We start from the raw sequence: 25191 nt of genomic DNA on the forward strand, positions 1-25191 counted from the left end.
ATTTTCTAGGAATAGGCAGATGCGGATATGCGGGAAGGTTCACTTTTTTGCGCTGTTGTGCGGGCAAGAGGGCAAAATAGTAGGTTCTCGAACGGGCGGAGTGAACTATAGAATGGGACTATAATTCATTGTCCAAGGAGGCAGATTGGCTATGGTTGAAAACGGTTACAGATGGCGGGACGGTTTCCCGAAGATCGGCATTCGTCCGACGATTGACGGCAGACGAAGAGGGGTACGCGAATCCCTGGAGGAGCAAACGATGAACTTGGCCAAGGCGGTGGCTCGGCTGCTAGAGGCGGAGCTCCGTTATCCGAACGGACAACCGGTAGAATGCGTGATTGCCGATACCTGCATCGGCGGCGTGGCCGAAGCGGCGGCAGCAGCGAAGAAATTCAAGGCGGCGGAGGTCGGGGTGTCCATCACCGTAACGCCGTGCTGGTGCTATGGCACGGAAACGATGGATACCGATCCGCAGATCCCGAAGGCGGTATGGGGCTTTAACGGCACTGGCCGACCGGGAGCGGTGTATTTGGCCGCCGTATTATCCGCCCATGCGCAAAAAGGGCTCCCGGCCTTTGGCATCTACGGCGAGGATGTGCAGGATGAAGGCGATGACCGGATTCCAGCCGACGTGCAAGAGAAGCTGCTGCGTTTTGCCCGCAGCGGACTGGCGGCCGCGATGATGCGTGATCGGGCGTATCTGTCGATGGGCTCGGTGTCGATGGGGATCGCCGGTTCGATGGTGAACGATGCCTTTTTCCAGGAATATCTGGGGATGCGCAACGAGTATATCGACATGACCGAGTTCACACGGCGGATGGAGGAAGGGATTTACGATCCCGAGGAATACCAAGTGGCGCTGGCTTGGGTGAAGCAGAACTGCCAAGAAGGTCCGGACAATAACCCGGCCCATTTGCAAACCTCGCGGGAGCGGAAAGACCTGGAATGGGAGACGGTCGTCAAAATGACGCTGATCACGCGCGACCTGATGATCGGCAACCCGCGCCTCGCAGAATTGGGCTACGAGGAGGAAGCGCAAGGCCATCATGCGATCGCCTCCGGCTTCCAGGGGCAACGCCAGTGGACGGATCATTTCCCGAACGGCGATTTCATGGAGACGATTCTCAACTCGTCGTTTGATTGGAACGGTACGCGTGCGCCATATATTGTGGCAACCGAAAATGACAGTCTCAACGGCGTTGGCATGCTGTTCGGCTATTTGCTGACGAATACGGCGCAAATTTTTGCCGATGTGCGGACGTACTGGAGCCCGGCATCCGTGGAGCGGGTGACCGGCTATAAGCTGGAGGGCCGGGCAGCATTCGGCATCCTGCACCTTATCAACTCCGGTTCGGCGGCGCTTGACGGCACCGGCGAGCAAATAAAAGACGGCGCTCCTGTCATCAAGCCGTTCTGGGAGATCAGCGAGGAAGAGGTCGGGCGCATGCTGCAAGCCACGCAGTTCCGGCCGGCTTCTCTGGAGTATTTCCGGGGCGGCGGTTTCTCCACCGACTACTTGACTCGCGGCGGCATGCCGATGACGATGACCCGGCTCAACTTGGTCAAAGGGCTTGGCCCGGTGCTGCAAATCGCCGAGGGCTATTCGGTGGACCTGCCGGAGCATGTGCATGACACGCTCGACAAGCGGACCGACCCGACGTGGCCGTCAACCTGGTTTGCACCCAATCTGACCGGCAGCGGCGCGTTTACCAGCGTCTACGACGTGATGGATCACTGGGGCGCAAACCACGGCGTCATCAGCTATGGCCATATCGGCGCCGACTTGATTACGCTGGCCTCGATCCTGCGCATTCCGGTCAGCATGCATAACGTGCCGAAGGAGAAGGTGTTCCGCCCAAGGGCTTGGGGCCTGTTCGGGACCGAGGATGCGGAGAGCGCCGACTTCCGGGCATGTGCTGCGTTTGGGCCGTTATACAAATAAACCATTACTCGGCATACAAGATACAAGCATCATAAAAAAAGGAGAACAACGCAATGCAAAACATGGAAACGCGCCAAGAACTGTGCAAATATGCCCGCAAAATCGTAGCGAGCGGGTTGGTTGTAGGGCCGGGCGGCAACATCAGCGCCCGGGCCGGCGACAAGATGTACTTGTCGCCCAGCGGCTTCGCGCTGGAGGAGATCGAGCCTGAGCAGTGGATCGAAGTGGATATCCCAACCGGGGAGGTGACCGATATCGGCCTGCGCCCGTCGTCCGAGGTGCTGATGCATCTTTACGGCTACCGCCAAAAGCCTGACATGGGAGCGATGGTGCATACGCACCCGGCCCATTGCATCGCTTTTACGCTGATTGAGCGAGAGTTGCCGATCATGTTCCCGGACCAGGCCGCATTGGTTGGACGAACGGCATTTATCCCTTATTTGATCCCAACCACGGAATTGCTGGCGAACGCAGTCGCCGAGAAGGTGAATGAGGCGAGCTCGATTTTGCTGGGGAACCATGGGCTGGTGACGACAGGCCGAAATTTGCGGGAGGCCTACTACCGGACCCAGGTTGTGGAGGAGAGCGCGAAAATTTACTTATGCGCGAAAGCGGCGGGAACGCTTGTCCCGTTAACGGATCAGGAGGTCGCAGATATCGCCGCACTTGAAAGCGAAGACTACCGGATTGCGCTGCTTCAAAAAATGAAGTGATCGGACGGTGAAAACGCATGTCATCGGAACAACAACACGTTCCTTGCGTCCTCGCGTTTGACTTGGGCGCGAGCAGCGGCCGGGCATTCATTGGCGAAATCCGTTCCGAAAGCCCGGATAACTCTACTGGTGCCACTGCTGATGCGCCCGGCGTTCGGAAGTTGCACATCACCGAGATCCACCGTTTCCCGAACGTTCCGGTTCAGATCGGCGGGCACCTGCATTGGGATACGCCGATGCTGCTGCGGGAGATCAAAACCGGCATTCGCAAAGCGTTCCAGGCCGGATATCGGCCGGAGAGCTGTGCCATCGACACCTGGGGCGTCGATTTTGGCCTGTTGGATCGAAACGGCGAGCTGTTAGGCATCCCGTACCACTATCGGGATCGTCAAACCGAAGGGTTGGTCGAAGAGGTATCCGCCCTGGTTGGTGCGGAGCGATTGTTCCGCGAAAGCGGACTGCAGTTTATGCCTTTTAACACGTTATATCAGCTATATGCCATGAAAAAAGCCGGCTCCCCCAAGCTCGACTTGGCCGAAACGCTGCTGTTGACGCCGGATCTGCTGAGCTATTTCCTGACCGGTCGGCGGGTCTGCGAATTTACGATGGCGACCACGACGGGGCTGTTCGACCCGGGGCGGGGCGCGTGGAACTCTGCGTTGATGGAGCAGCTGGGCATTCCAAGCACGATCTTCCCCGATCCGGTTCCCCCAGGGACCGTGATCGGGGAACTGACGGCGGAGGTGTGCGCCGAGCTTGATGTGCCGCCGATCAAAACAATCGCCGTCGCCTCGCACGACACGGAGTCCGCAGCGGCGGCGGTACCGGCAGATTCGCCGGCGTTCGCCTACCTTGTCAGCGGCACCTGGTCGCTGCTGGGGACGCAAATGGCGAAGCCCTTGCTGACGCCGGCGGTGCTGGAGCGGCAATTTTCCAACGAGGGCGGCGTAGACGGCACCTACCATTTGCTCAAAAACATCATGGGCCTATGGATCCTCCAGGAATGTAAACGCAAATGGGAGCAGGCCGGCGAAGCCTATACCTTCGCCGAGTTGGTGGAATTGGCGGAACGGGCCAAGCCGCTGCGCAGCTTGATCGATCCGGATGATCTGCGGTTTATGAATCCGGCTGACATGCCGGAAGAGATCCGGGCGTATTGCCGGGAAACCGGCCAGCCGGTGCCGGATTCGCCGGGGGCCTTCGTCCGCTGCATCCTCGAGAGCCTGGCACTCCGCTACCGCCAGGTGCTGGAGCAGGCCGAGGAGCTGACCGGCTCTCGATTTGCCGGGCTGCATATGGTGGGCGGCGGCATTCAAAACGAACTGCTCTGCCGCTTAACTGCGGAGGCAATTGGCCGCCCGGTATGGGCGGGACCGGTGGAGGCCAGCGCCATCGGCAATCTGCTGGTTCAGCTGCGGACCGGCGGCTGGCTGCATGACCTGCAAGAAGGCCAGGAAATGGTGAAGGCTTCATTCCCGATACAGGTGTATGAGCCGGAGCAAGCGACCAGGCCGGAGAACGAGAAACGCAGCGCTCTCTGGGCTGCCGCCTATGAGCGATTCGAACGATTAGGGAGGTCGATCCCATGCTAAAGGGCATATCCAGCTTGATTTCGCCGGAACTGCTGAAGGTTTTAATGGAGATGGGGCATTCGGACGAGATCGTGCTTGCCGACGGCAATTTTCCAGCTGCGAGCCATGCCCAGCGATTGATTCGTTGTGACGGTCATGGCATTCCCGATTTGCTGGAAGCGATCCTGCCCTTGTTCCCGCTCGACAGCTACGTGGACCATCCGGTAGCGTTGATGGCGGTGATGCCCGGCGACCCAGTGGAAACACCAATCTGGGACGACTATCGCAGAATTGTAAGCCGCTATCATCCAGCGGACCAGCCGTTTGAAGAGGTTGAGCGGTTTGCTTTTTACGAGCGGGCCAAACAGGCGTATGCGATCGTCTGCACCGGGGAGAGAGCGTTATATGCCAATCTCATTCTGAAAAAGGGCGTCGTCACACCCTAAAGCTCAAACACGGATCTGGGGGGCTGCCGCAAGGTATGCCCTCTTTTATCGTCGGATAAAAGCGTTTACAATAAAAGAGATTGCGGCCCTGTCAGGAAGAACGGGCGGGCTTCGAAGGAGAGGAGTGGATGGCAATGAGGTATACGGCATTGGTGACCGGCGCTGATTACGGCATCGGACTGGAATTGGTGCGCAAACTGCTGGAGGAAGGGCACCAAGTCTTTGCCGGGAGATTTAACCACAAGGAACAGGCGTTGCCGGAGCTGGCTTCAGCGTACGGAGAACAGTTGACCCTCGTGGATCTGGACGTGGGCAGCGATGCCAGCGTACAGGCAGCAGCAGCCAAAGTGAAGGAGCATACGGAATCGCTCGACCTGCTGATCAATAATGCGGCGATCTTGGGCGATATTGAAACGACGGTGCTTGGCGAACTGAACTTTGAAGAAATGCTGCAGGTGTATAACGTGAACGCGCTAGGAAGCCTGCGTATGACAAATGCATTAATCGGGCTGATCCTGAACAGCAACGGTCGCACGATCGCCAATATCTCCTCGGAAGCAGGCAGCGTTGGCCAGTGCTACAGAGACAGCTGGTTCGCTTATACGATGTCGAAGGCGGCGGTGAATATGCACTCGAATGTCGTACATAACGGCATAAAAGCGCAAGGCGGACAAGTGCTGGTGCTGCATCCCGGTTGGGTGCAGACCTTTATGCGCGGCGAGAAGGATGCCGCGGCTCCCCTCACACCGGAGCAATCCGCTGGCAAACTGTGGGGCATCATCCGCGAGGCGATGGAACGGGAGGACAAACCTCTTGAGAAGCCCGTATTCCTCGATGTGGATGGACACGTTTTGCCGTGGTAGGTTTAGAGCCTTTTTTTCGTTCGTGAACTTATTCTATAAAAATGGAGGAATCAGCAATGGAATATACGTATTTGGGTCGTTCCGGTTTAAAAGTAAGCAAGCTGTGCCTGGGCACGATGAACTTCGGAGTGAACACCGACGAGAAGGAAGCGTTCCGAATCATGGATGCGGCGCTGGACGCGGGAGTGAACTTCTTCGATACGGCCAACATTTACGGATGGGGCAAGAACGCCGGAAAGACTGAAGAAATCATTGGCCGCTGGTTCGCCCAAGGGGGAGGACGCCGGGAAAAAGTCGTGCTGGCGACAAAAGTCCATGGCGATATGAGCGATCCTTTGGATGGTCCAAATAGTCCGGCAGGGTTGTCTTCCTACAAAATCCGCCGACATCTGGAAGGCTCGCTGCGCCGGCTGCAAACCGACCATATCGAGCTGTACCAAATGCATCACATTGACCGTAACGTATCCTGGGATGAACTGTGGGAAGCGTTCCAAATTGCGATTGTCCAAGGAAAAATCGGTTATGTCGGGTCCAGCAACTTTGCCGGTTGGGACTTGGTGAAGGCGCAATATGAGGCGAAGAATCGCCATATGCTTGGCCTGGTCTCGGAGCAGCATAAATATAATTTGCTCTGCCGATTACCGGAGCTGGAGGTGCTGCCGGCGGCGGAGCATCTCGGGATTGGCGTCGTGGCCTGGAGCCCGCTTGAAGGCGGCTTGCTGGGCGGCAACGCAGCGAAGAAGCTGGAGGGTTCGCGCACGGCCAACGACAACCGCTATGAGAAGTTCCGTTCGCAGCTTGAGGCGTTTTCGGCGCTTTGCCGGGAACTGGGCGAAAGCGAAGCGAACGTGGCGTTGGCTTGGACGCTGGCGCATCCGGCCATGACTGCACCGATCATCGGACCGCGTACATTCGAACAGTTCCAAGATACGCTCCGGGTGGTAGAGATCAAGCTGGATGAAGCGGTGATGAAGCGATTGGATGAAATTTTCCCAGGCCCAGGCGGTGCAGCACCTCAAGCTTACGCTTGGTAAAAAAGGAGGGGGAGACAAGAGATGAGCCATGTGCGGAAACAAGCCTTGGTGATCGGGAATAACGCGGATGCGCCGTATCATCCGCTAAATGCCGTGCAGGAACGGTTACAGCAGATCCTGAAGGAGGATTTCGAGCTGACGGTCAGCCTGGACTACGACCAGTTGGCTGGAGACGCGCTGGAGAACTACGACCTCTGTATCTCGTACACCGACCGCTGGGAGGAGGCGGTTAGCGCAGAGCAGGCGGCGGGACTGCTCACTTACGTAGCGAACGGCGGCGGTCTGCTTGTCGTGCACAACGGAATTTCGCTGCAGGTGCGCCCGGAGCTGGCTCAACTGATCGGCGCTAAATTTACGGAGCATCCGCCTTACACAGAGCTGGAGTTTGGGGTGGCAGCTGACTTTGGGAATGCAAGCCATCCGGTTGTGGAGGGAATCGAGCCGTTTACGCTGGCAGAGGAGCCTTACCGCTTCGAATTTGATCCGTTTTGTGCCAAAAAGGTGCTGCTCACATACCGCCATGAGGGCCAGGAATGGCCGGCGGCTTGGGCGCATTCTTATGGACTTGGCAAAGTGGTGTTCCTGATGCCGGGGCATCATCTGCCTTCGTTCCAGCATCCAGAAGTGGCAAAGCTGCTGCGGGGCGGGGCCAAGTGGGCGGCAAAAGCAAAATAAGTTGAAAGAAGAACTGATCCTATAGCACTTCAGTTGCTTATGGGGATCAGTTCTTTTTTTTGATGGGAGAGGGTGGGGGAGGAGGTACTCGCTGCCGGTCTTTTTAACGATTATCCCGTTTAGACAGGTGAAGAACTCAGGGCTCCGTTCCCCATTCCCCGTTTCCCCCTGCTGGTTGCCCATTGCTCGTTGCCTGTTACCCGCTGCTCGTTGTCCGTTGCCCATACCACGTTCCCCGTCATCTACTGCCGATTCTCCGTTCCTCGCGGCCAACAACGATTCCTTCTCGGAAACTGAGCCTCCCGAGACCCTGAAATCCAGAGCTCCTGAGCGAGAGGGATAATGGTGCAAAAGAGGGGGCTATGGGGGGACAACAGAGGCAGAGAACAAAGTTATTTTTTTTGAAAGCGCTATACCCAAAACAACCCAAATCGTTTAAAATTAAAACAAACAAAAATAAAGAAAAAACCAAACAAAACAAAATGGAGGTAATCGAAGGGATTATGGTACAGCACTTATGGGACTCATCTAAAGCATCGGTTTTATCCTCGGGTTTGGAGCAGCTCGTCTACCGTTCGAATCTGCTTGGTGCAGATCGCCGGGTATGCAACTGGGGCGGCGGCAACACGTCAAGCAAAACAATCGAAAAGGACTTCCGCGGCAGGGACGTCGAGGTCATGTGGGTGAAGGGCAGCGGCTCGGATCTGGCGACGATGAAAGCGGGCAATTTCACCGGATTGCGCATGGACGATATCCGTCCGCTGTTTGAGCGGGAGGAAATGACAGATGAAGAGATGGTGGCTTATCTGGCGAATTGCATGATCGACGCCAAGCACCCTCGGGCATCGATTGAAACGCTGCTGCATGCATTTTTGCCGTTTAAGCATGTGGACCATACGCATCCGGATGCGATTATCAGCTTGTGCTGCTCCGACAACGGCCAAGACATTGCCCGGGAAATCTATGGCAACCGTTTCGTCTGGGTTCCCTACATCCGTCCAGGGTTCACGTTGTCCAAAATGATCGCCGAAGGTGTGTTGGCCAACCCCCATGCGGAGCTGGTACTGATGGAGAAGCATGGATTGGTGACCTGGGGTGAAACGCAGGAGGAGTGCTACGCCAAAACGATAGCCATTATCAATGAAGCGGAAGCGTATATTGAAGCAAAAAGCGCTGCTCAAGCCGAGGAAGGCCGCGTATTTGGCGGGCAATCTGCCAAGCCGTTGGAAGCTGAACAACGCCGGGCGATTGCTGCCGAGATCATGCCGCTGGTTCGGGGGCTGGCCAGTGGGGAGAAGCCGGTCATCGTGACGTTTGATGATGAGGCGGATGTGCTCGAATTCGTTTGCAGTCGGGATGCAGGCGAGCTATCGCAGATTGGCGCCGCTTGTCCCGATCACTTGGTGCATACCAAGGTGGTGCCTTTGTTCATCGACTGGAAGCCGGATGCCGCCGATGTCGCCGGTTTGAAGGAGAAGCTGAAGGCAGGCACCGCGGAGTACAAAGCGCAGTACCAGGCTTATTTTGAACGCAACAAGCAGGCGAATGACGTGATGTTCGATGCAGCGCCGCGTGTGATTTTGATTCCTGGCATCGGTATGTTAAACACTGGAAAAAGTTGGGTGAACTCCAAGCTCAGCGGGGCGTTGTATCATCGGGCGATCGCGGTGATGAAAGGCGCGACGGCGATTGGCCGGTTCGTATCCCTCAGCGAAAACGAATCCTACAACGTTGAATATTGGCCGCTCGAGCTGTACAAATTGTCGCTGGCTCCGTTGGAAGCCGAATTTTCGCGCAAGGTTGCGTTTATCACTGGAGGCGCTGGCGGCATCGGAAGTGAAACGGCACGGCGACTGGCGGAAGAAGGGGCTCATGTCGTGCTGGCGGATCTCAATCTGGAAGGGGCGCAGAAGGTTGCGGCCGAAATCAACGCCAAATACGGGGAGAACCAGGCGCTGGCGGTGAAAATGGACGTGACGCAGGAGGAGCAGGTCGCGGCTGCTTATGCCGAAACGGCTTTGACCTATGGCGGCGTCGATATTATCGTCAACAATGCCGGTTTGGCCACGTCCAGTCCGTTCACCGAAACGTCGCTGCTGGAATGGAATTTGAATATGTCGGTGCTTGGAACAGGGTATTTTCTTGTCGCGCGGGAAGCGTTCAAGCTGATGAAGGAGCAGGGGCTTGGCGGAAGCATGGTGTTTATCGGCTCCAAAAACTCTGTTTATGCCGGCAAAAACGTCACAGCCTACAGCTCCGCCAAGGCACTGGAGGCTCATTTAGCCCGTTGTATTGCGGCAGAAGGCGGGGAGTTGGGCATTCGGGTGAATACGATTTTGCCGGATGCGATTTTGCAAGGCTCCGCGATTTGGAATTCCAATTGGCGGAACGAACGGGCTGCCGCTTATGGAATTGAGCCGGATCAACTGGAGGAGTATTACCGCAAGCGCACGACGCTGCTGGTCAATATTTATCCGCGGGATATCGCAGAAGGGGTTGCCTTTTTTGCATCGTCCAAGGCGGCGAAAACAACCGGCTGCATGCTGACGATTGACGGCGGCGTTCCGGCAGCTTTTGTAAGGTAAGGCAGAAATCTTTGCGAGTGAAGATTCGCTTCTGAGTTGGAGATCAAACCATGGGAGGTGCGAGGATGGAGCGGAGGAATCAAGCGGACACGATAACGGCAGCGGCTAAGACGGACATCAAAGTATCGATGTTCGCCACCTGCATCGGCGATGCGGTGTACCCGCGTATTGCGGAAGCAATGGCCCGTTTGTTGGCCCGGGTGGGGGTCCGGTTGGAATTTCCCCAAGGGCAGACTTGCTGCGGACAGCCGGCGTTTAACAGCGGGTATTGGGATGAAGCGCGGCGGTCGGCGGCTACGCTGCTGGAGGCTTTTGCGGACAGCGATTTTGTGGTTGGACCTTCCGGCTCGTGTATCGGGATGATCCATCACTATCCGAAGCTGTTCGAGCATGACCCGGTGCGGCTGGCGATGGCCGAGGAACTGAAAGCGAAGTCGTATGAATTTACCCAGTTCCTCGTCCAGGTGCTGGGCGTTACCGATCTTGGGGCGGCGTTTCCGCATAAGGTCACGTATCATCCGTCCTGTCACGGCAGCCGGCTGCTTGGCATCAAAGAGGAGCCGATGGCGCTGCTCCAAAACGTGAAAGGCCTGGAGCTCGTCCCGCTCCCGTTTGCGGAGGATTGCTGCGGGTTTGGCGGCACGTTTGCGGTGAAGATGGCGGATATTTCCGGAGCGATGGTAACGGAAAAGGCGGATCACGTGCTGGAAACGTCCGCCGAGGTGCTGACCGGTCTGGATATGGCGTGCCTGATGAACATCGCCGGGCACCTGCGTTATCGCCGCCAGCCGGTACGGGTGATGCACCTGGCCGAGCTGCTGTACGAAGGAGTGAGCGGAGCATGAGTACCGTTAAGGAACGGGCAGAGCTGGCGCTGAACAACGAGTTTTTACGCAAAGCGGTGCGCTTTACAACCGAACGACTGCGGGACGGAAAACGCAAAGCGGCGGAGGACCACGGTAACTGGGAGGAATGGCGGGAACGGGGGCGGCAAATTCGCCTGCATACGATCGCGCATCTCGATTATTACTTGAATCGGTTTGCTGAGCAGGCCCGGGCGAACGGAGCCCATGTTCATTTTGCCGAAACGGGGGAGGAAGCGGTGCGGATCGCTTTGGAGATTGCCGTCCGCAAAACGGCCCGCTCGGTCGTGAAGTCGAAATCAATGGTCAGCGAAGAGCTGCACATCAACCGGACGCTGGAGGAAGCGGGCATCGAGGCGGTTGAAACCGACCTGGGGGAGTATATCATTCAGCTTGCGGGGGAGGCACCTTCGCATATCATCATCCCAGCGATTCACAAAAACCGTTACCAGATCGCCGAACTGCTATCCCGCGAGGCTGGGGAAGAGCTGCCGCCGGAGACGAGTGTACTTGCCGGGTTTGTGCGCCGGAAGCTGCGGGAGAAGTTTCTCTCCGCGGACATTGGCATGACCGGATGTAACTTCGCCATCGCTGAAACGGGATCGATCGTGCTGTTCGAGAACGAAGGCAATGCCCGCATGGTGTCGACCGTGCCCAAAACGCAAATCACGTTTATGGGCATGGAGCGCATCATCCCCTCCTGGAGCGACCTTGAGGTGATGGCCACACTGCTGCCGCGATCGGCCACCGGTCAGAAGCTGACGGTCTACATGTCCGGCATCACCGGCCCACGGCGTGCGGCGGATGGAGACGGTCCGGAGGAGATGCATATCATCATCCTCGACAACGGCCGGTCCGAGCAGCTGGGCGATCCGGAGTTTCAAGAGCTGCTCAACTGCATCCGCTGCGGCGCTTGCCTGAATGCTTGTCCGGTCTATCGCCATATCGGCGGCCATGCCTACGGCGGAACGTACAGCGGCCCGATCGGAGCGGTGCTGACGCCGGCGCTCAACAAAAACGTAGCGGAATGGGACGATATCGCTTCGGCCTCCAGCTTGTGCGGCGCTTGTTATGAAGCGTGCCCGGTCAAAATCCCGTTGCACGACATGCTCGTTTACTTGCGGCGGCGCAAGGTTGAGCAAGGTTATGGCAACAAGCTGGAGACGGCGGGGATGAAGGGCTTCGCCGCGGTGACGTCCAGCGCCAAACGGTATCATCGGGCACTTAAGGCGGGGAGAGTTGCCCAACGGCTTGTCGTACGCAACGGGGAAATCCCGGCGCGCATCGGTCCGCTTAAGGGGTGGAACCGATATCGTGTTGCGCCAAGCCTGGCGAACCAGCCGTTCCGCGAGCGCTGGGATACGCTTCAGCATGAGCTGCGGGCTTCCGTTGCCCACACCGTGACCGCCCAGGCAGCACAGGAACGGATGAAAGCGGCACTGCAAAAGCGGGGGAAAGAAGGTCAAACCAATGATGGATAACGAATATAACGAATGGCTGAAAACAAAGGAAGCGGAAGCGCGGCAGAAGCAGGAGCAGTTTATGAATCGGATTGCCGGGAAGCTGAAACGGCTGCGGCAGCAGGAGGCACCGGTGCATCCGTTTCAGGGAGCGCCAACGTATTGGCGCGAGCTGGAATGGAGTCTGGAGGAGCGAGCTGCGCGCTTTGAGGAGAATTTTACGGCAGCCGGGGGGCATGTTGCACGGCTTCCCGATCTTAAGGCGGCCAAGGCGTTTATCACGGCCAAAGCGCAAGAGCTTAGCGCCCGTTATGTCCTGCGCCAGGACGATCCGCTACTCACGGAGCTCGGGCTGGATGAGGCGCTTGCCGCCGAAGGGGCCCGGGTGTCCGTGTGGAACGGGCATCGTTCCGAGGCGTGGATCGCTCGGGCCGCAGAGGCGGACTTCGGCATCGTGGCGGCGGACTATGCCGTCGCTTACACCGGTTCGCTGGTCGTTCAGTCCGCGGCGGAGAAAGGGCGCTCGGTCAGCTTGCTGCCGACAGCGCTGTTCGCCATCGTCCCCGTAGAGCGGCTAAAAACCCGCCTGGGCGAGGTGCTGGAGACGTTTGATGCGGCCGGGCGAGAAGCCCTGCCGGCCGGCATCCACTTCATCTCCGGCCCCAGCCGCTCAGCGGATATTGAAAACGATCTCACGATTGGGGTGCACGGCCCGGGCATCGTGTTCGCCCTGCTGGTTGGTTAAGCCGAGAGAGGACATCGTGCGCTAATACAGGACTTCGATGTTCTTGCTTTGCAGCAGCTCCAGCCAAGCATCCGAAGGGCGCTGGTCGGTGATTAAATAATCGATCTGCTCCCAATCGGCCAGCTTGATGAAGGCATTTTTGTCAAACTTCGTATGGTCCGCCAGCAAAATCACTTTGTCGGCATGGCGAAGCATATGCTTCTTCAACTCGCATTCCGGCTCATTGGAATCGGAGATGCCTTTGTCCGGCGTCATGCCTTTGCAGCTGATCACCGCGGTGTCAACGTTGTATTTCTGCACCGTTTCCTGGGCGGCGGGACCGACCAGCGACAGGGAACGGGCGCGCAGCGAACCGCCGGTGGAGATGATGTTCAGGTTCGCGCTGGCAAATTCGTGGAGGACGCTGACAGAATTGGTGATGACGGTGATGTTGTTCTTCGAATGCAGCGTCTTCAAAAATTCAAAGCAAGTCGAGCTGGGATCCACCATCAGCGTGTCACCGTCGTTCACCAGATCGATGGCCTTCAGCGCGATAGCCCGCTTGATCTCCACGTTCAGCGTGTTCCGCGTCGTATACGGCAAATCTTCGTTCGTATGCCGGTTGAGCATCGCACCGCCGTAGGAACGGGTCGCGATTCCTTCTTTCTCGAGCTTTTCCAAGTCACGGCGGATGGTCTCCTCCGTTACTTCGAACATCCGGCTGAGTTCGGACACCAGAACACGCTTGTCCTGATACAGCAGGTCGATGATTTTTTGCTTTCGTTCTGCCGCCAGCATGGCGTTCACCTCGGGATCCGTTCTTATTGTCAAGACGCGAGAGCCTTGATTCCTTCCCATCATAGCGAGAAAAAGGGGCGCTTGGCAACCGGTTTTGAGGAAGCGGGCAGGTGCGGCGAGTGGAGTTTCTTCACGGAATAGACAAAAACAAAATAAAAACAACATAATTTTTCTTTGTTTGCGTTGACTTCAAAAGAAAACAGACATAGGATGAAATTAGGAACAGGCAGCATTCCAGAGCGAGGTGCGCTTAGCGATGAGAGATTACGTTGCCGTGGATATCGGCGCCTCCAGCGGGAGGCTGGTAAGGGGAACCCTGCAGGACGGACAATTGTTGCTGCAGGAAATCCACCGGTTTGATAACGGGTTTTCTGAGCGTGACGGGCATTGTTATTGGGATATCGACCATTTGTACCGGGAAATTCTCCGCGGCCTGCAACAGGCGAAAAAACTCGGAATCGGCCGTTGCACGCTGGGCATCGATACGTGGGCGGTGGATTATGCGCTGCTGGACGGGGAAGGAGAGCGGATCGGCGAGGTGTACGCTTATCGTGATGACCGGACGATCGAGGCGGTCCCCCAGCTACACGCGGTTATCCCGTTTTCACGGATCTATGAGAAAACCGGGATTCAGCACTTGGCCTTTAATACGCTGTATCAGTTATATGCGCACGATCGTGAGGAGCTGGCGAAGGCCAAGCACATCTTGCTTGTGCCGGATTATCTCTATTATTTGTTGTCCGGGAAGCGGATCAGCGAGATGACCAACGCCTCAACTACCGCTTTGTTGAATCTGCAAACCCGCGACTACGACCCGGAATTGCTCGCGCTGCTGGGGCTGTCCCGGTCGAAGTTTCCGGCTCTGACGGAGCCCGGGACACGGCTGGGGTCAATCAAATCGGAGCTGGTCCGGGAGTATGGGCTGCCCGAATGCGAGCTGATCGTGGCGGCAACGCATGATACGGCTTCCGCCGTGCTGGGCGTTCCGGCCAGCGGCGATTCGTGGGCATATCTCAGCAGCGGGACCTGGTCGCTGATCGGGGTAGAGCGGCAGACGCCGCTGGCAACGCCGGAAGCGATGGAGCGCAATTATACGAATGAATGGGGCGCGTACGGCACGTACCGTTTTTTGAAAAATATCATGGGCATGTGGCTGATCCAAGAGGTCCGCAAGGATTACGGAAAACAGCACAGCTATGCGGAATTGGTGGAACTGGCCGAGGCCGTGACGCCGTTCCGTTCCTTGATCAACTGCAACGATGACCGTTTCCTAAATCCTGCGCAGATGACCGAAGAAATCCGGCAGTATTGCAAGGAGACGAGTCAGCCCGTTCCGGATATGCCGGGTGAGGTGGCGAGGTGTATTTTTGACAGCTTGGCCTTATCGTACGATGTTTACCTGCGGGAACTTGAACGGCTGACCGGACAAAAGCCAGAAACGCTGCACATCGTCGGCGGCGGCGCCAACAATGAGCTGCTGTGCCAATGGACCGCGGACGTGGCGGGCATTCCGGTAGAAGCCGGGCCAACGGAGTCCACGGCGCTGGGGAATCTGCTGGTGCAGATGATCAGCAGCGGCGCGATTCGCGATATCGGCGAGGGGCGTGAGCTGATTCGGCGGTCTTTTCCGATTCGGACGTATGTTCCTCGGGGGACTCATGCCGGTGAGATTGCAGAGGCACAAAAACGGTTCGCGGATTTGCTGGCGCGGTGACGATTGGATCGACGATTAGAGTATTGGGCGGATAGATAGATTAGTTATGCCAAAGGAGGAGCAAACATGGACAACGCGATTCAAACCAGCTACAACGAGGCGAAAAAGCTGTATGAGCGCCATGGAATTGACGTCGACGCCGCGCTGGCCCGGCTGGCTCAAATCAAAATTTCGCTGCATTGCTGGCAGGGGGATGACGTTAAGGGATTCCTTCATAAGGATCAGGAGCTGGGCGGCGGCCTGGCGGTTACCGGCAGTTATCCAGGCCGTGCGCGGACGCCGGACGAACTGCGTCAAGACTTGGACCAAGCGCTTCGCTTGATTCCGGGTCAACATAAGGTCAACCTTCACGCGATTTACGCGGATACGGATGAACCGGTTGAGCTGGACGCGCTGGAGCCGAGGCATTTTGCCGGTTGGGTCGATTGGGCGAAGGAGCGGGGGCTGGGGCTGGATTTTAACCCGACCTGTTTCTCGCACGAAAAAGCCAAGGACGGGTTTACGCTCAGCCATCCGGACCCGGAAATTCGCAAGTTTTGGATCGACCACTGCAAGGCGTCGCGCAAAATCGCTGAATCGTTTGGGCGAGCGCTTGGGCAGCCTTGCGTCACCAACGTCTGGATCCCGGACGGCTTCAAGGATTCGCCGGTGGATCGGCTTACGCCGCGGGCCCGTTTGATGGAGGCGCTTGATGAAGTTTTTGCCGAGCAGATCGACGAAAAGTACAACATTGACGCGGTGGAGAGCAAGCTGTTTGGCATCGGCTCGGAAAGTTATGTCGTCGGCTCGCATGAATTTTACATGGGCTATGCGTTGTCCCGGGGCAAGGCGGTCTGCTTCGACGCCGGCCATTTCCATCCGACGGAGACGATCTCCAACAAGCTGTCCTCCTGGCTGTTGTTTGGCCGCGCACTGCTGTTGCACGTCAGCCGTCCGGTGCGCTGGGACAGCGATCACGTTGTGACGATGGACGACGAGTTGCTGGAAATCGCCCGCGAGTTGGTGCGCGGGGAGCTGCTGGATCGCACACATATCGGTCTCGATTTCTTCGATGGCAGCATCAATCATATCGCGGCTTGGGTTATCGGAACGCGCAACACCCAAAAAGCGCTGCTGCGAGCGATGCTGGAGCCGATTGACACATTGAAGCGGCTGGAACTGGACGGCGACTACACGTCCCGGCTGGCGTTGGTCGAAGAGTTTAAATCGTATCCGTACGGACCGATTTGGGATTACTTCTGCGCTTCGCAAGGTGTGCCGGTGCGGGAGGCGTGGCTGGCAGACGTGAAAGACTACGAGACGAAGGTGCTGGCGGCGCGGTAACGAAAGCACCCGCATTTTTTAAGCATTATATACTTGAGTAAGGAGAGGAACCTACTGTGAGTACGATGTTATCGGAAGTGGAGAAAGGTTGGCGAATCCCGGGATTGGAAGTCCCGTTTATTCGGGAGATGGCGGAAATCACGTACCATATGTGGCGGCTGGGCTGGGATGAGCGCAACGGAGGCAACATCAGCTATCTGCTCCATGAGGCGGAGGTAGAAAAATATATAGGAACCGCCTCTGCTTCGGAGCGTCGAAAGCTGCCGCTGACGTTTCCGGTGAAGGAGCTGGCGGGACGATATTTTATCGTGACAGGCTCGGGCAAGTATTTCAAAAATGTGATCTCTGATCCGGAGGCGAACTTGGGCGTGCTGCGAGTGGCTGAGGACGGCGACCAAGTCGAGGTGCTGTGGGGCCTTCGGGATGGGGCGGTACCCACTAGCGAGTTGCCGGCGCATTTTATGAGCCATATCGAGCGTTTGAAGGTGGACCCGGCGCACCGGGTCATCATGCACTGCCACGCCACTCATGCGCTGGCGATGACGTTTGTCCATGAGCTGGACGAGAAAAAGCTGACGAAAACGTTGTGGGAAATGTGCACGGAATGTCTCGTGGTGTTCCCCGACGGTATCGGGATCGTGCCGTGGATGGTGCCCGGTAGCCCGGACATCGGGCGGGCGACGGCCGAGAAGATGCGCGAGCACCGAGTCGTGATTTGGCCGCAGCACGGGATTTTTGGCACTGGTACGACGATCGACGAAGCGTTTGGCTTGATCGAGACAGTGGAGAAGGCTGCGCAGATCTACATGCTGCTTGGCGACCGCCCGGTGCTGCAAAAGATCACCGACGCTCAGCTGCGCGACCTGGCCGCCGCGTTTGGCGTGACCCCGCAGCCGGGGATTTTGAGCTAACGGGTGGAAGAGCAGAAGCTAGGGGCAAAGGATAATAAACGGAGCTGTAAGTGGTGAACAAGTAGGATAGTGATAGGGAGTTAGAATAGAGGAGAGAACTAAAGTTGAAATGTACAGAGAACGAAAACGGACTCCCGTTGCATGGGGGCTGTTTTTGTGCGTGATGAGGCTGCCTCGAAAGGAACTTGATGGTAACGGACACAGGGGACGTTATTCAAGCCAATTTGAAGGATTTTTCAATTTAACGGACCGAGGGGCCCTTATTTCGCATAAATAGCAGCTATATGGGCTCCGTGAGGCTGAATAAAGTCCATGGAGTCCGTTACAACGGGAAATATCCGGGTAATGGGCAAATAAGGTCTTTTAGGTCCGTTTTGTGCCAGCCCCAGTTCTTTGATGAGTTTGCGCAGCGCTGCCGGTGTATGGGGATGCTCCCGTAATAGCAGGAGGACTGCCCACCAGCGTCCGCAATTGCAACCGAAATTTTTTCTTTGGATACATCTAAACCGACGAATTTTGTGGTAGACTGCATAGTATCAGCTCTCCTTTGCTATGTAGCTCTGAAATGGTTTGGTTTATCACTATCCATTTTAACCTACGAGATGTAGCAATTTGGAGGGCTGTCTTTTGTTTACGTTCATCTTAGCTAGCGCTTGATGGTGTTTTGCGAATATCAATTTCGTGAACCCTATTGTCAATTGAAGCAGAGGGAAGTACAATGAGGGTAATTCAACTTGTACGTACAATTAGTGAATGAATGTCGGAAAATCCAATATGGTATGTACAAGTTAATGAGCAATCATTTTTCATAAGGAGGCGCTTTGGCATGAAATTGAAACCGCATTCTTTTTGGTTCGTGACTGGAAGCCAGCATTTATACGGCCCTGAAACGCTGGAAGAGGTAGCGGGCCACTCTCGCATTATCGCAGAACAACTGGACAAAGACCCGGCGATTGGGTTCCCGGTGGTGTTTAAACCGATCGTCACGACGCCGGACGAGATCTATAAGCTGATTCTGGCCGCCAATGGCGACGAGACTTGTGCGGGGATTATCACTTGGATGCACACGTTCTCGCCAGCTAAAATGTGGATCGCCGGCTTGTCCCAACTGCAAAAACCGCTGCTGCACTTCCATACGCAGTTTAACCGCGATATTCCGTGGGAAACGATCGATATGGATTTCATGAACCTGAACCAATCAGCCCACGGTGACCGCGAGTATGGGCATATCGGTGCCCGGCTTGGGATCAACCGCAAAATCGTGGTCGGGCATTGGGAGGACGAGGAAGTCCGTGCGTCGCTGGCGGGCTGGATGCGGACGGCGGTCGCTTATGCTGAGAGCCGGCAGCTGAAGGTAGCGCGCTTTGGCGATAACATGCGCGAAGTGGCGGTGACCGAAGGTGACAAGGTCGAAGCGCAAATCAAATTCGGTTGGTCGGTGAACGGGTATGGCGTTGGCGATCTGGTGCAGGTGCTAAATGAAGTTACCGATGCGGAAGCCGAAGCGCTGCTGAAAGAGTATGCCGAGCAGTACACCATTACGCAAGCTGGTTTAAGCAGCGGGCCGATTCGCGACTCCATCGCATATCAGGCGAAGCTTGAAATCGCCATGAAACGGTTCCTGGAGCAAGGCGACTTTGGGGCGTTCACGACGACGTTTGAGGATCTGCACGGACTCAAGCAACTCCCGGGTCTGGTTGTGCAGCGGTTGATGGAAGCCGGGTACGGTTTTGGCGGGGAAGGCGACTGGAAAACCGCGGCTCTGACTCGTGTGCTCAAAGTGCTGGCAAACAACAAAAGCACCTCGTTTATGGAGGATTACACGTATCATTTTGAGCCGGGCAATCACATGATTCTGGGCGCGCACATGCTGGAGGTGTGCCCGACGATTGCGGCGACGAAGCCGACGATTGAAGTGCACCCGCTGGGCATCGGGGGTAAGGCCGATCCGGCGCGGATGGTGTTCGACGGCCAGGCGGGTCCGGCGGTTAACGCTTCGCTTGTTGATCTGGGCCATCGCTTCCGGTTGCTGGTCAACGTGGTGGACGGCGTGAAGGTGGAGAAGCCGATGCCGAAGCTGCCGGTGGCCCGCGTATTGTGGAAGCCGCAGCCTTCGCTGCGCGAATCGGCGGAAGCGTGGATTTTGGCCGGCGGGGCGCATCATACGGTGCTGTCTTACGCGATTACGGCCGAGAACCTGTCCGACTGGGCGGAAATGGCCGGCATTGAAGCGGTGATCATCGACAAGGATACCTCGGTACCGCGCTTCAAGAACGAGCTGCGCTGGAGCGATGCGGCTTACCGGTTGCGCTAATCGCAGTGGCAGTTACGCGAGTCGCAGCTGCGTGACGTGAATCAGGCTTGCTTTTGGATAAGGTGTGGAAACAGCCCTCTGCGTTCGCCCGGCCTATGTTACAATAACGGGTAGTAAAGAGAACGGTGGCATTGGTGAAGGGTGGACGAAACATGAACGACCGGAAAATTCCGAAATATATGCAGCTGAAAAACGAATTATTGTCTTGGCTCGAGCAAGGAAAGCTTCAGCCCGGAAAACAGGTTCCGTCGGAGAACGAGATTGCCGAGCAGTTTGGCTTAAGCCGGCAGACGGTTCGGCAGACGTTTGGCGAACTGGAGAAAGAAGGCTGGCTGGAGCGTATCCAGGGCAAAGGCACGTTTGTCCGGCATCCCGGACGGCGGGAGGGCGAAGCGGTGAAGACGATCGGCATTATGACGACGTATATTTCCGATTATATTTTTCCTCATATCGTTCGAGGGGCGGAGGCGGAGCTGCGCCAGCATGGGTATCGGCTGCTGCTGTCCAGCACGGACAACACGAAGGAGAAGGAAAGGGATAGCCTGCAGCTCATGACGAGCCAACCGCTCAGCGGACTGATCATCGAGCCGACGAAGAGCGCGGAGGGGAACCCGAATTTGGGGTATTTTTTGGAGTTACAGGAGAAGGGGATTCCGTATTTGATGATCAACGCGAGATACCCCGAGCTCGAATGTCCGTGCCTGAAGGTGAACGACGAGGCGGGAGGCCGGAAAGCGGCGCTGTACTTGCTGGAAAAAGGGCACCGGCAGATCGCCGGATTTTTCAAAAGGGATGACCTGCAGGGCGTCAACCGGCTGAAGGGGTTCCTGTCGGCCCATCGGGACTTTGGGATTGCGGTGTCGCCGCAGCATGTGGTGACGTTTACGACGGAGCAAAAAGGCGACTATATCTATCAAAAAGCGCTGGAGCTGCTGCAAAAATCGGAGGATCGGCGGCCAACGGCATGGGTGTGCTACAACGACGAGTTAGCGGTGCGGCTGATGGACGCTGCTGCCGCGTGCGGCTTACGGATTCCGGAGGATTTGTCCGTCATCGGCTTTGACGATTCCAGCCTGGCGGCGGCCTCGGGCACGAAGCTGACGACGCTGACCCACCCCAAAACGGCGATGGGCGAGCTTGCCGCCCGCCAGCTGATCGGGATGATCGAGCGGGGGGAAACGCCGGGCGATACGGTGTTTGAACCGGAGCTGATTGAACGGGATTCGGTGCTGGAACGAACGGTTTTGAAATAAACTGGAACAAGAGAACGAACGGGAACTAGACAACTTGGCGGTGTCACCGTCCTGCTGAAGTTTGGCGGGCGGTGCCGCTTCGGTTGAAACAGGTGCTTGGTAACTTGTACGTACCTTTTGTTATGTTGGATGACATGGGATAAGGAAAGGGGACGAAGCTTGCGATGTTGGAAGCCTTAAAACAGCAGGTATGGGAAGCCAATTTGGAGCTTCCGAAGTATGGACTGGTCACGTTTACGTGGGGAAACGTCAGCGGGATCGACCGGGAAAGCGGATTGTTTGTCATTAAACCCAGCGGCGTGCCGTATGAGGGATTAAAGCCGGAGCATATGGTCGTGGTCGACCTGGACGGCAACGTGGTGGAAGGGAATCTGCGCCCGTCCTCCGATACGCCAACGCACCGGGTGTTATATCGCGAATTTCCTGACATCGGCGGGGTTGTGCATACGCATTCGCCGTGGGGAACCAGCTGGGCCCAGGCAGGGCGGGCGTTACCGGCGTATGGAACGACGCATGCGGATTATTTTTACGGTGAGATCCCGGTAACGCGGCCGATGACACGAGCCGAAATTGAAGGCGCTTACGAGTTGGAAACAGGCCATGTGATCGTAGAGCGGTTTAAAGAGCTGGGGCTGGATCCGAACCAGGTGCCGGGAGTGCTTGTGCATTCGCACGCGCCGTTTGTCTGGGGCAAGGATGCGCATCATGCGGTCCATAACGCGGTTGTGCTGGAAGAGGTGGCGAAGATCGCCGCCCGGATGGAGCAGATCAATCCGAATACGCCGGCGATGGATCAGGCGCTGTTGGACCGGCATTTTTTGCGGAAGCATGGAGCCAATGCCTATTATGGGCAGAAATAATGGAGAGTAGCAGGGAGGGATCAAGATGAGCAAGGGGAAAAAATACACGATTGGCATCGACTACGGCACGCAGTCCGGCCGCGCCGTGCTGGTGGATTTGTCGGACGGCCGCGAGGTTGCCGACCATGTGACGCCATATCCGCACCATGTCATTGATGAGCGGTTGCCCGGATCTGGGATTAAGCTGGAGCATGATTGGGCTTTGCAGCATCCCGGCGATTATCTGGAGGTGCTGCGGCGCTCGGTGCCTGCGGTGCTCCAGGAATCGGGAATCGATCCGGCGGATGTGATCGGGATTGGCATTGATTTTACCGCCTGCACGATGCTGCCGGTGGATGCGCAAGGCCAGCCGCTGAGCTTCGATCCGGCGCTGGCCGATAACCCGCATAGCTGGGTGAAGCTGTGGAAGCACCATGCGGCTCAGCCGGAGGCAGATAAGATCAACGCGATTGCGGCGGAGCGGGGAGAAGCGTTTTTGGCGCGGTACGGGGGGAAGATCTCGTCCGAATGGATGATTGCGAAGGTATGGCAAATCCTCGATGAAGCGCCGGAGATCTACGAGAAAGCGGATCTATTTCTGGAAGCGACCGACTGGGTCATCGCGCAAATGACCGGCAACATCGTCCGCAACAGCTGTACGGCGGGCTACAAAGCGATTTGGCATAAGCAGGACGGGTATCCGAGTAAGGAGTATTTTAAAGCTCTGGATCCTCGGCTGGAGGATCTGACGGATACAAAACTGCGCGGCGACGTGATTCCGCTGGGGACGAATGCAGGCGGACTGCTGCCGGAGATGGCCGAGATGATGGGCCTGACGCCAGGCATCGCCGTGGCGGTGGGCAACGTGGACGCGCATGCAGCCGTGCCAGCTGTCGGTGTTGTCTCGCCGGGCAAGCTGGTTATGGCGATGGGGACCTCGATTTGCCACATGCTGCTGGGGACGGAAGAAAAGCAGGTTGAAGGCATGTGCGGCGTGGTCGAGGACGGAATCATTCCGGGCTTGTACGGCTATGAAGCCGGGCAGTCGGCTGTGGGGGATATTTTTGAATGGTATGTTGAAGAAGCGTTGCCGGCGTACGTGAAGGAGGCGGCGGAGAAGGAAGGATTGACTGTGCACCAATGGTTGGAGCGGGAAGCCGCTGCGTATCAACCGGGGCAAACGGGCCTGCTCGCGCTCGATTGGTGGAACGGCAACCGGTCTGTGCTGGTGGATACGGATTTGACCGGGATGATCCTGGGGATGACGCTGCTGACCAAACCGCAGGAGATTTATCGGGCATTGCTCGAGGCAACGGCTTTTGGCACGCGCAAAATTATCGACGCGTTTGTTCAAAACGGCGTGCAAGTTGACGCGTTGTATGCCTGCGGCGGATTGCCGCAGAAAAACCGCCTGCTGATGCAGATCTATGCGGATGTGACGAACCGTGAGATTTTTGTGGCAGATTCCAAGCAGACACCGGCCCTCGGCGCGGCGATGTTCGCAGCAGTAGCTGCAGGCGCGGAAGCGGGCGGCTACGATTCGATCCTAGATGCCGCCGTGAAAATGGCCCGCGTCAAAGAGGAAACGTTCAAGCCGATCCCGGCACACGTGGAAGTGTACGAGAAGCTGTATCAGGAATACAGCCAGCTGCACGACTACTTCGGCCGCGGCGAAAACGACGTGATGAAGCGGCTGAAACGAATCAAGCAAGCGGCGGAGTAAGAGTGGGAGTAAGCGGGGCGAAGGAGTGGCTGGCCTGTCAAGGACTGTGCGCCTCGCCCACCTGTTGTTTATGCAGAAGGTAAAGGATCGAATACCCTCTTGCCCTAAGTCCATGGGCGCCGATTCGAGCTGGAATGGGGTGTCATGGGGTGTCGCGAGGAAAGGGATAGGGCAATTTTTTCGCTTTACGGGGAAATGCGGCAAATCGTAGGGTCCTAAAGAAGTTTTCAGAAAATTGCAGGAAGTTGATGGATGGTCAAGGGAGGGGATAACGTGCTGCAAGACAGACAGTTGGAGCAGTTGAAGGTGATTGAACTAGACCGAGGGGTGATCCGGAAGGTTGCTCCTTACTTGCGGGAACAGGGTTATCGCCATGTCCTGCTGGTGGCGGACGATCATACGTATGCGGCGGCGGGAGAGCAGCTCATGGGTTTGCTGGAAGCGGAGGGCGTGAATACGCGCGTTGTCCTCATTCAACCGGACGCGCAAGGCGATGTGGTCGCCGACGAGATCGCGATTGTTCAGCTGTTGCTGGAGATCCGTCCTGACGAGACGGATGTGCTCCTTGCGGTGGGCTCCGGGACGATCCACGACATCGTCCGGTTTGCCGCCCACAAGACCGGCAAGCCGTTTGTGTCGGTGCCGACCGCGCCGTCCGTGGACGGGTTCACCTCTGCAGGCGCGCCGCTGATTGTACACGGGGTCAAAAAGACGGTGCCGGCTGTGCCGCCGGTGGCGATTTTTGCTGACCTCGATATTCTCATGGCGGCCCCGCAGCGGTTGGTTGCTGCGGGCTTTGGCGATATGCTCGGTAAATACACCAGCCTGTTCGACTGGAAGTTCTCCCGTCTGACGGCGGGGGAACCTTATGACGAACAGGCGGCGGCGATTACCGAGCGCGCGCTGCGCAGCTGCGTGTCGCACGCCGAGGCCATCGGCGCGCGCACGGAAGAAGGGATCCGCGCCTTGATGACGGCGCTGATCGAATCGGGCATCGCCATGCTGCTGTTCGGGCAGTCGCACCCCGCCTCCGGCGCAGAGCACCATCTCTCCCATTACTGGGAGATGGAGTACCTGCGCCAGGGTCGGCGAGCGCTGCTGCACGGTGCCAAAGTTGGCGTTGCCTGCGCCGAGATCGCCCGCGTGTACCACGCCGCGGGCGAAGGGATGCTCCCGGGCGCCGAGCCTGCGGCGCTCCGGGAGCACCGGGAGCAGGTCCGCGCCTGGCTGCGGGACCTGCCCGGCGAAGCCGAGCTCCGCGGCCTGCTGCGCAAGGCCGGCGGGCCGTCGACCCTCGCCGAGCTGGGCATCGGCGAGGAGCTGTTCGTGCGCAGCCTGCGCGAAGCCCACCGCGTGCGCGACCGCCGCACGCTGCTGCGGGCGCTCAACGAGGCGGAGCAGGCCTAGCGCGCGAACCCGCCCGCGGCCTCGCCGGGCGTA

General features: G+C 57.4%; 20 protein-coding genes. 19 read left to right on the forward strand and 1 reads right to left on the reverse strand.

From position 1 onward, the window contains the following. Positions 1-151 precede the first annotated feature (151 nt). The 11 genes from M3G15_RS11585 (at position 152) to M3G15_RS11635 (ending at position 12897) form a co-directional block, all read left to right on the forward strand. Positions 152-1942: an L-fucose isomerase gene (locus M3G15_RS11585; RefSeq protein ID WP_260070989.1), complete on the forward strand. Its 1791-nt coding sequence runs from the start codon at positions 152-154 to the stop codon at positions 1940-1942. A gap of 53 nt (positions 1943-1995) precedes the next feature. Then, positions 1996-2655: a class II aldolase/adducin family protein gene (locus tag M3G15_RS11590; protein ID WP_260070990.1), complete on the forward strand. Its 660-nt coding sequence runs from the start codon at positions 1996-1998 to the stop codon at positions 2653-2655. A 17-nt stretch (positions 2656-2672) separates the two neighbouring features. Beyond that, complete coding sequence (locus M3G15_RS11595; protein WP_260070991.1) at positions 2673-4247, forward strand: rhamnulokinase; 1575 nt, start codon at positions 2673-2675, stop codon at positions 4245-4247. Further along, on the forward strand, positions 4241-4672 hold the full coding sequence (gene fucU, locus M3G15_RS11600) for an L-fucose mutarotase (RefSeq protein ID WP_260070992.1): 432 nt from the start codon (positions 4241-4243) through the stop codon (positions 4670-4672). The genes M3G15_RS11595 and fucU overlap by 7 nt, the downstream gene beginning before the upstream one ends. Before the next feature lie 128 nt (positions 4673-4800). After that, complete coding sequence (locus M3G15_RS11605; RefSeq protein ID WP_009224238.1) at positions 4801-5535, forward strand: SDR family NAD(P)-dependent oxidoreductase; 735 nt, start codon at positions 4801-4803, stop codon at positions 5533-5535. A 56-nt stretch (positions 5536-5591) separates the two neighbouring features. Beyond that, the gene (locus M3G15_RS11610; RefSeq protein WP_260070993.1) at positions 5592-6569 is read left to right on the forward strand and encodes an aldo/keto reductase; all 978 of its coding nucleotides are present in this window, start codon (positions 5592-5594) and stop codon (positions 6567-6569) included. Between the two features lie 21 nt (positions 6570-6590). Then, on the forward strand, positions 6591-7244 hold the full coding sequence (locus M3G15_RS11615; protein ID WP_009224236.1) for a ThuA domain-containing protein: 654 nt from the start codon (positions 6591-6593) through the stop codon (positions 7242-7244). 503 nt (positions 7245-7747) lie between these two features. Further along, entirely contained in the window at positions 7748-9829 is a 2082-nt protein-coding gene (locus tag M3G15_RS11620) for a bifunctional aldolase/short-chain dehydrogenase (protein WP_260070994.1), read from the forward strand. 116 nt (positions 9830-9945) lie between these two features. Continuing rightward, positions 9946-10674, forward strand: a complete 729-nt coding sequence (locus tag M3G15_RS11625; RefSeq protein WP_260071002.1) for a (Fe-S)-binding protein — start codon at positions 9946-9948, stop codon at positions 10672-10674. Then, positions 10671-12173, forward strand: coding sequence for a LutB/LldF family L-lactate oxidation iron-sulfur protein (locus tag M3G15_RS11630; protein ID WP_260070995.1), 1503 nt, complete (start codon positions 10671-10673; stop codon positions 12171-12173). The genes M3G15_RS11625 and M3G15_RS11630 overlap by 4 nt, the downstream gene beginning before the upstream one ends. Then, the gene (locus M3G15_RS11635; protein ID WP_260071003.1) at positions 12166-12897 is read left to right on the forward strand and encodes a LutC/YkgG family protein; all 732 of its coding nucleotides are present in this window, start codon (positions 12166-12168) and stop codon (positions 12895-12897) included. The genes M3G15_RS11630 and M3G15_RS11635 overlap by 8 nt, the downstream gene beginning before the upstream one ends. 21 nt (positions 12898-12918) lie before the next feature. On the opposite strand, the gene M3G15_RS11640 is transcribed toward M3G15_RS11635, so the two are convergent. Continuing rightward, positions 12919-13674 carry a DeoR/GlpR family DNA-binding transcription regulator gene (locus tag M3G15_RS11640; RefSeq protein ID WP_260071004.1) on the reverse strand — a complete coding sequence of 252 codons (756 nt, stop codon included), beginning with the start codon at positions 13672-13674 and terminating at the stop codon, positions 12919-12921. A 256-nt stretch (positions 13675-13930) separates the two neighbouring features. On the opposite strand from M3G15_RS11640, the gene rhaB reads away from it, so the two are divergent. The 8 genes from rhaB (at position 13931) to M3G15_RS11680 (ending at position 25158) form a co-directional block, all read left to right on the forward strand. After that, positions 13931-15388, forward strand: a complete 1458-nt coding sequence (rhaB, locus tag M3G15_RS11645) for a rhamnulokinase (RefSeq protein WP_260070996.1) — start codon at positions 13931-13933, stop codon at positions 15386-15388. A gap of 66 nt (positions 15389-15454) precedes the next feature. Then, positions 15455-16711 (forward strand): L-rhamnose isomerase, encoded by a 1257-nt coding sequence (gene rhaA, locus M3G15_RS11650; protein WP_260070997.1) that lies wholly within the window; start codon positions 15455-15457, stop codon positions 16709-16711. A 65-nt stretch (positions 16712-16776) separates the two neighbouring features. Beyond that, positions 16777-17622, forward strand: coding sequence for a rhamnulose-1-phosphate aldolase (gene rhaD, locus M3G15_RS11655; protein WP_397376616.1), 846 nt, complete (start codon positions 16777-16779; stop codon positions 17620-17622). An 826-nt stretch (positions 17623-18448) separates the two neighbouring features. Continuing rightward, positions 18449-19936: an L-arabinose isomerase gene (gene araA / locus M3G15_RS11660; protein ID WP_260070998.1), complete on the forward strand. Its 1488-nt coding sequence runs from the start codon at positions 18449-18451 to the stop codon at positions 19934-19936. 152 nt (positions 19937-20088) lie between these two features. After that, positions 20089-21189 (forward strand): GntR family transcriptional regulator, encoded by a 1101-nt coding sequence (locus M3G15_RS11665; protein ID WP_009224225.1) that lies wholly within the window; start codon positions 20089-20091, stop codon positions 21187-21189. 164 nt (positions 21190-21353) lie between these two features. Continuing rightward, on the forward strand, positions 21354-22049 hold the full coding sequence (gene araD, locus M3G15_RS11670) for an L-ribulose-5-phosphate 4-epimerase (protein WP_311202276.1): 696 nt from the start codon (positions 21354-21356) through the stop codon (positions 22047-22049). A gap of 25 nt (positions 22050-22074) precedes the next feature. Next, entirely contained in the window at positions 22075-23751 is a 1677-nt protein-coding gene (locus tag M3G15_RS11675; protein WP_260070999.1) for a ribulokinase, read from the forward strand. Between the two features lie 252 nt (positions 23752-24003). Next, positions 24004-25158 carry a sn-glycerol-1-phosphate dehydrogenase gene (locus tag M3G15_RS11680; protein ID WP_260071000.1) on the forward strand — a complete coding sequence of 385 codons (1155 nt, stop codon included), beginning with the start codon at positions 24004-24006 and terminating at the stop codon, positions 25156-25158. Positions 25159-25191 lie beyond the last annotated feature (33 nt).

The organism is Paenibacillus sp. p3-SID1389 (assembly GCF_025151705.1).
GTDB lineage: Bacteria > Bacillota > Bacilli > Paenibacillales > Paenibacillaceae > Fontibacillus > Fontibacillus phoenicis.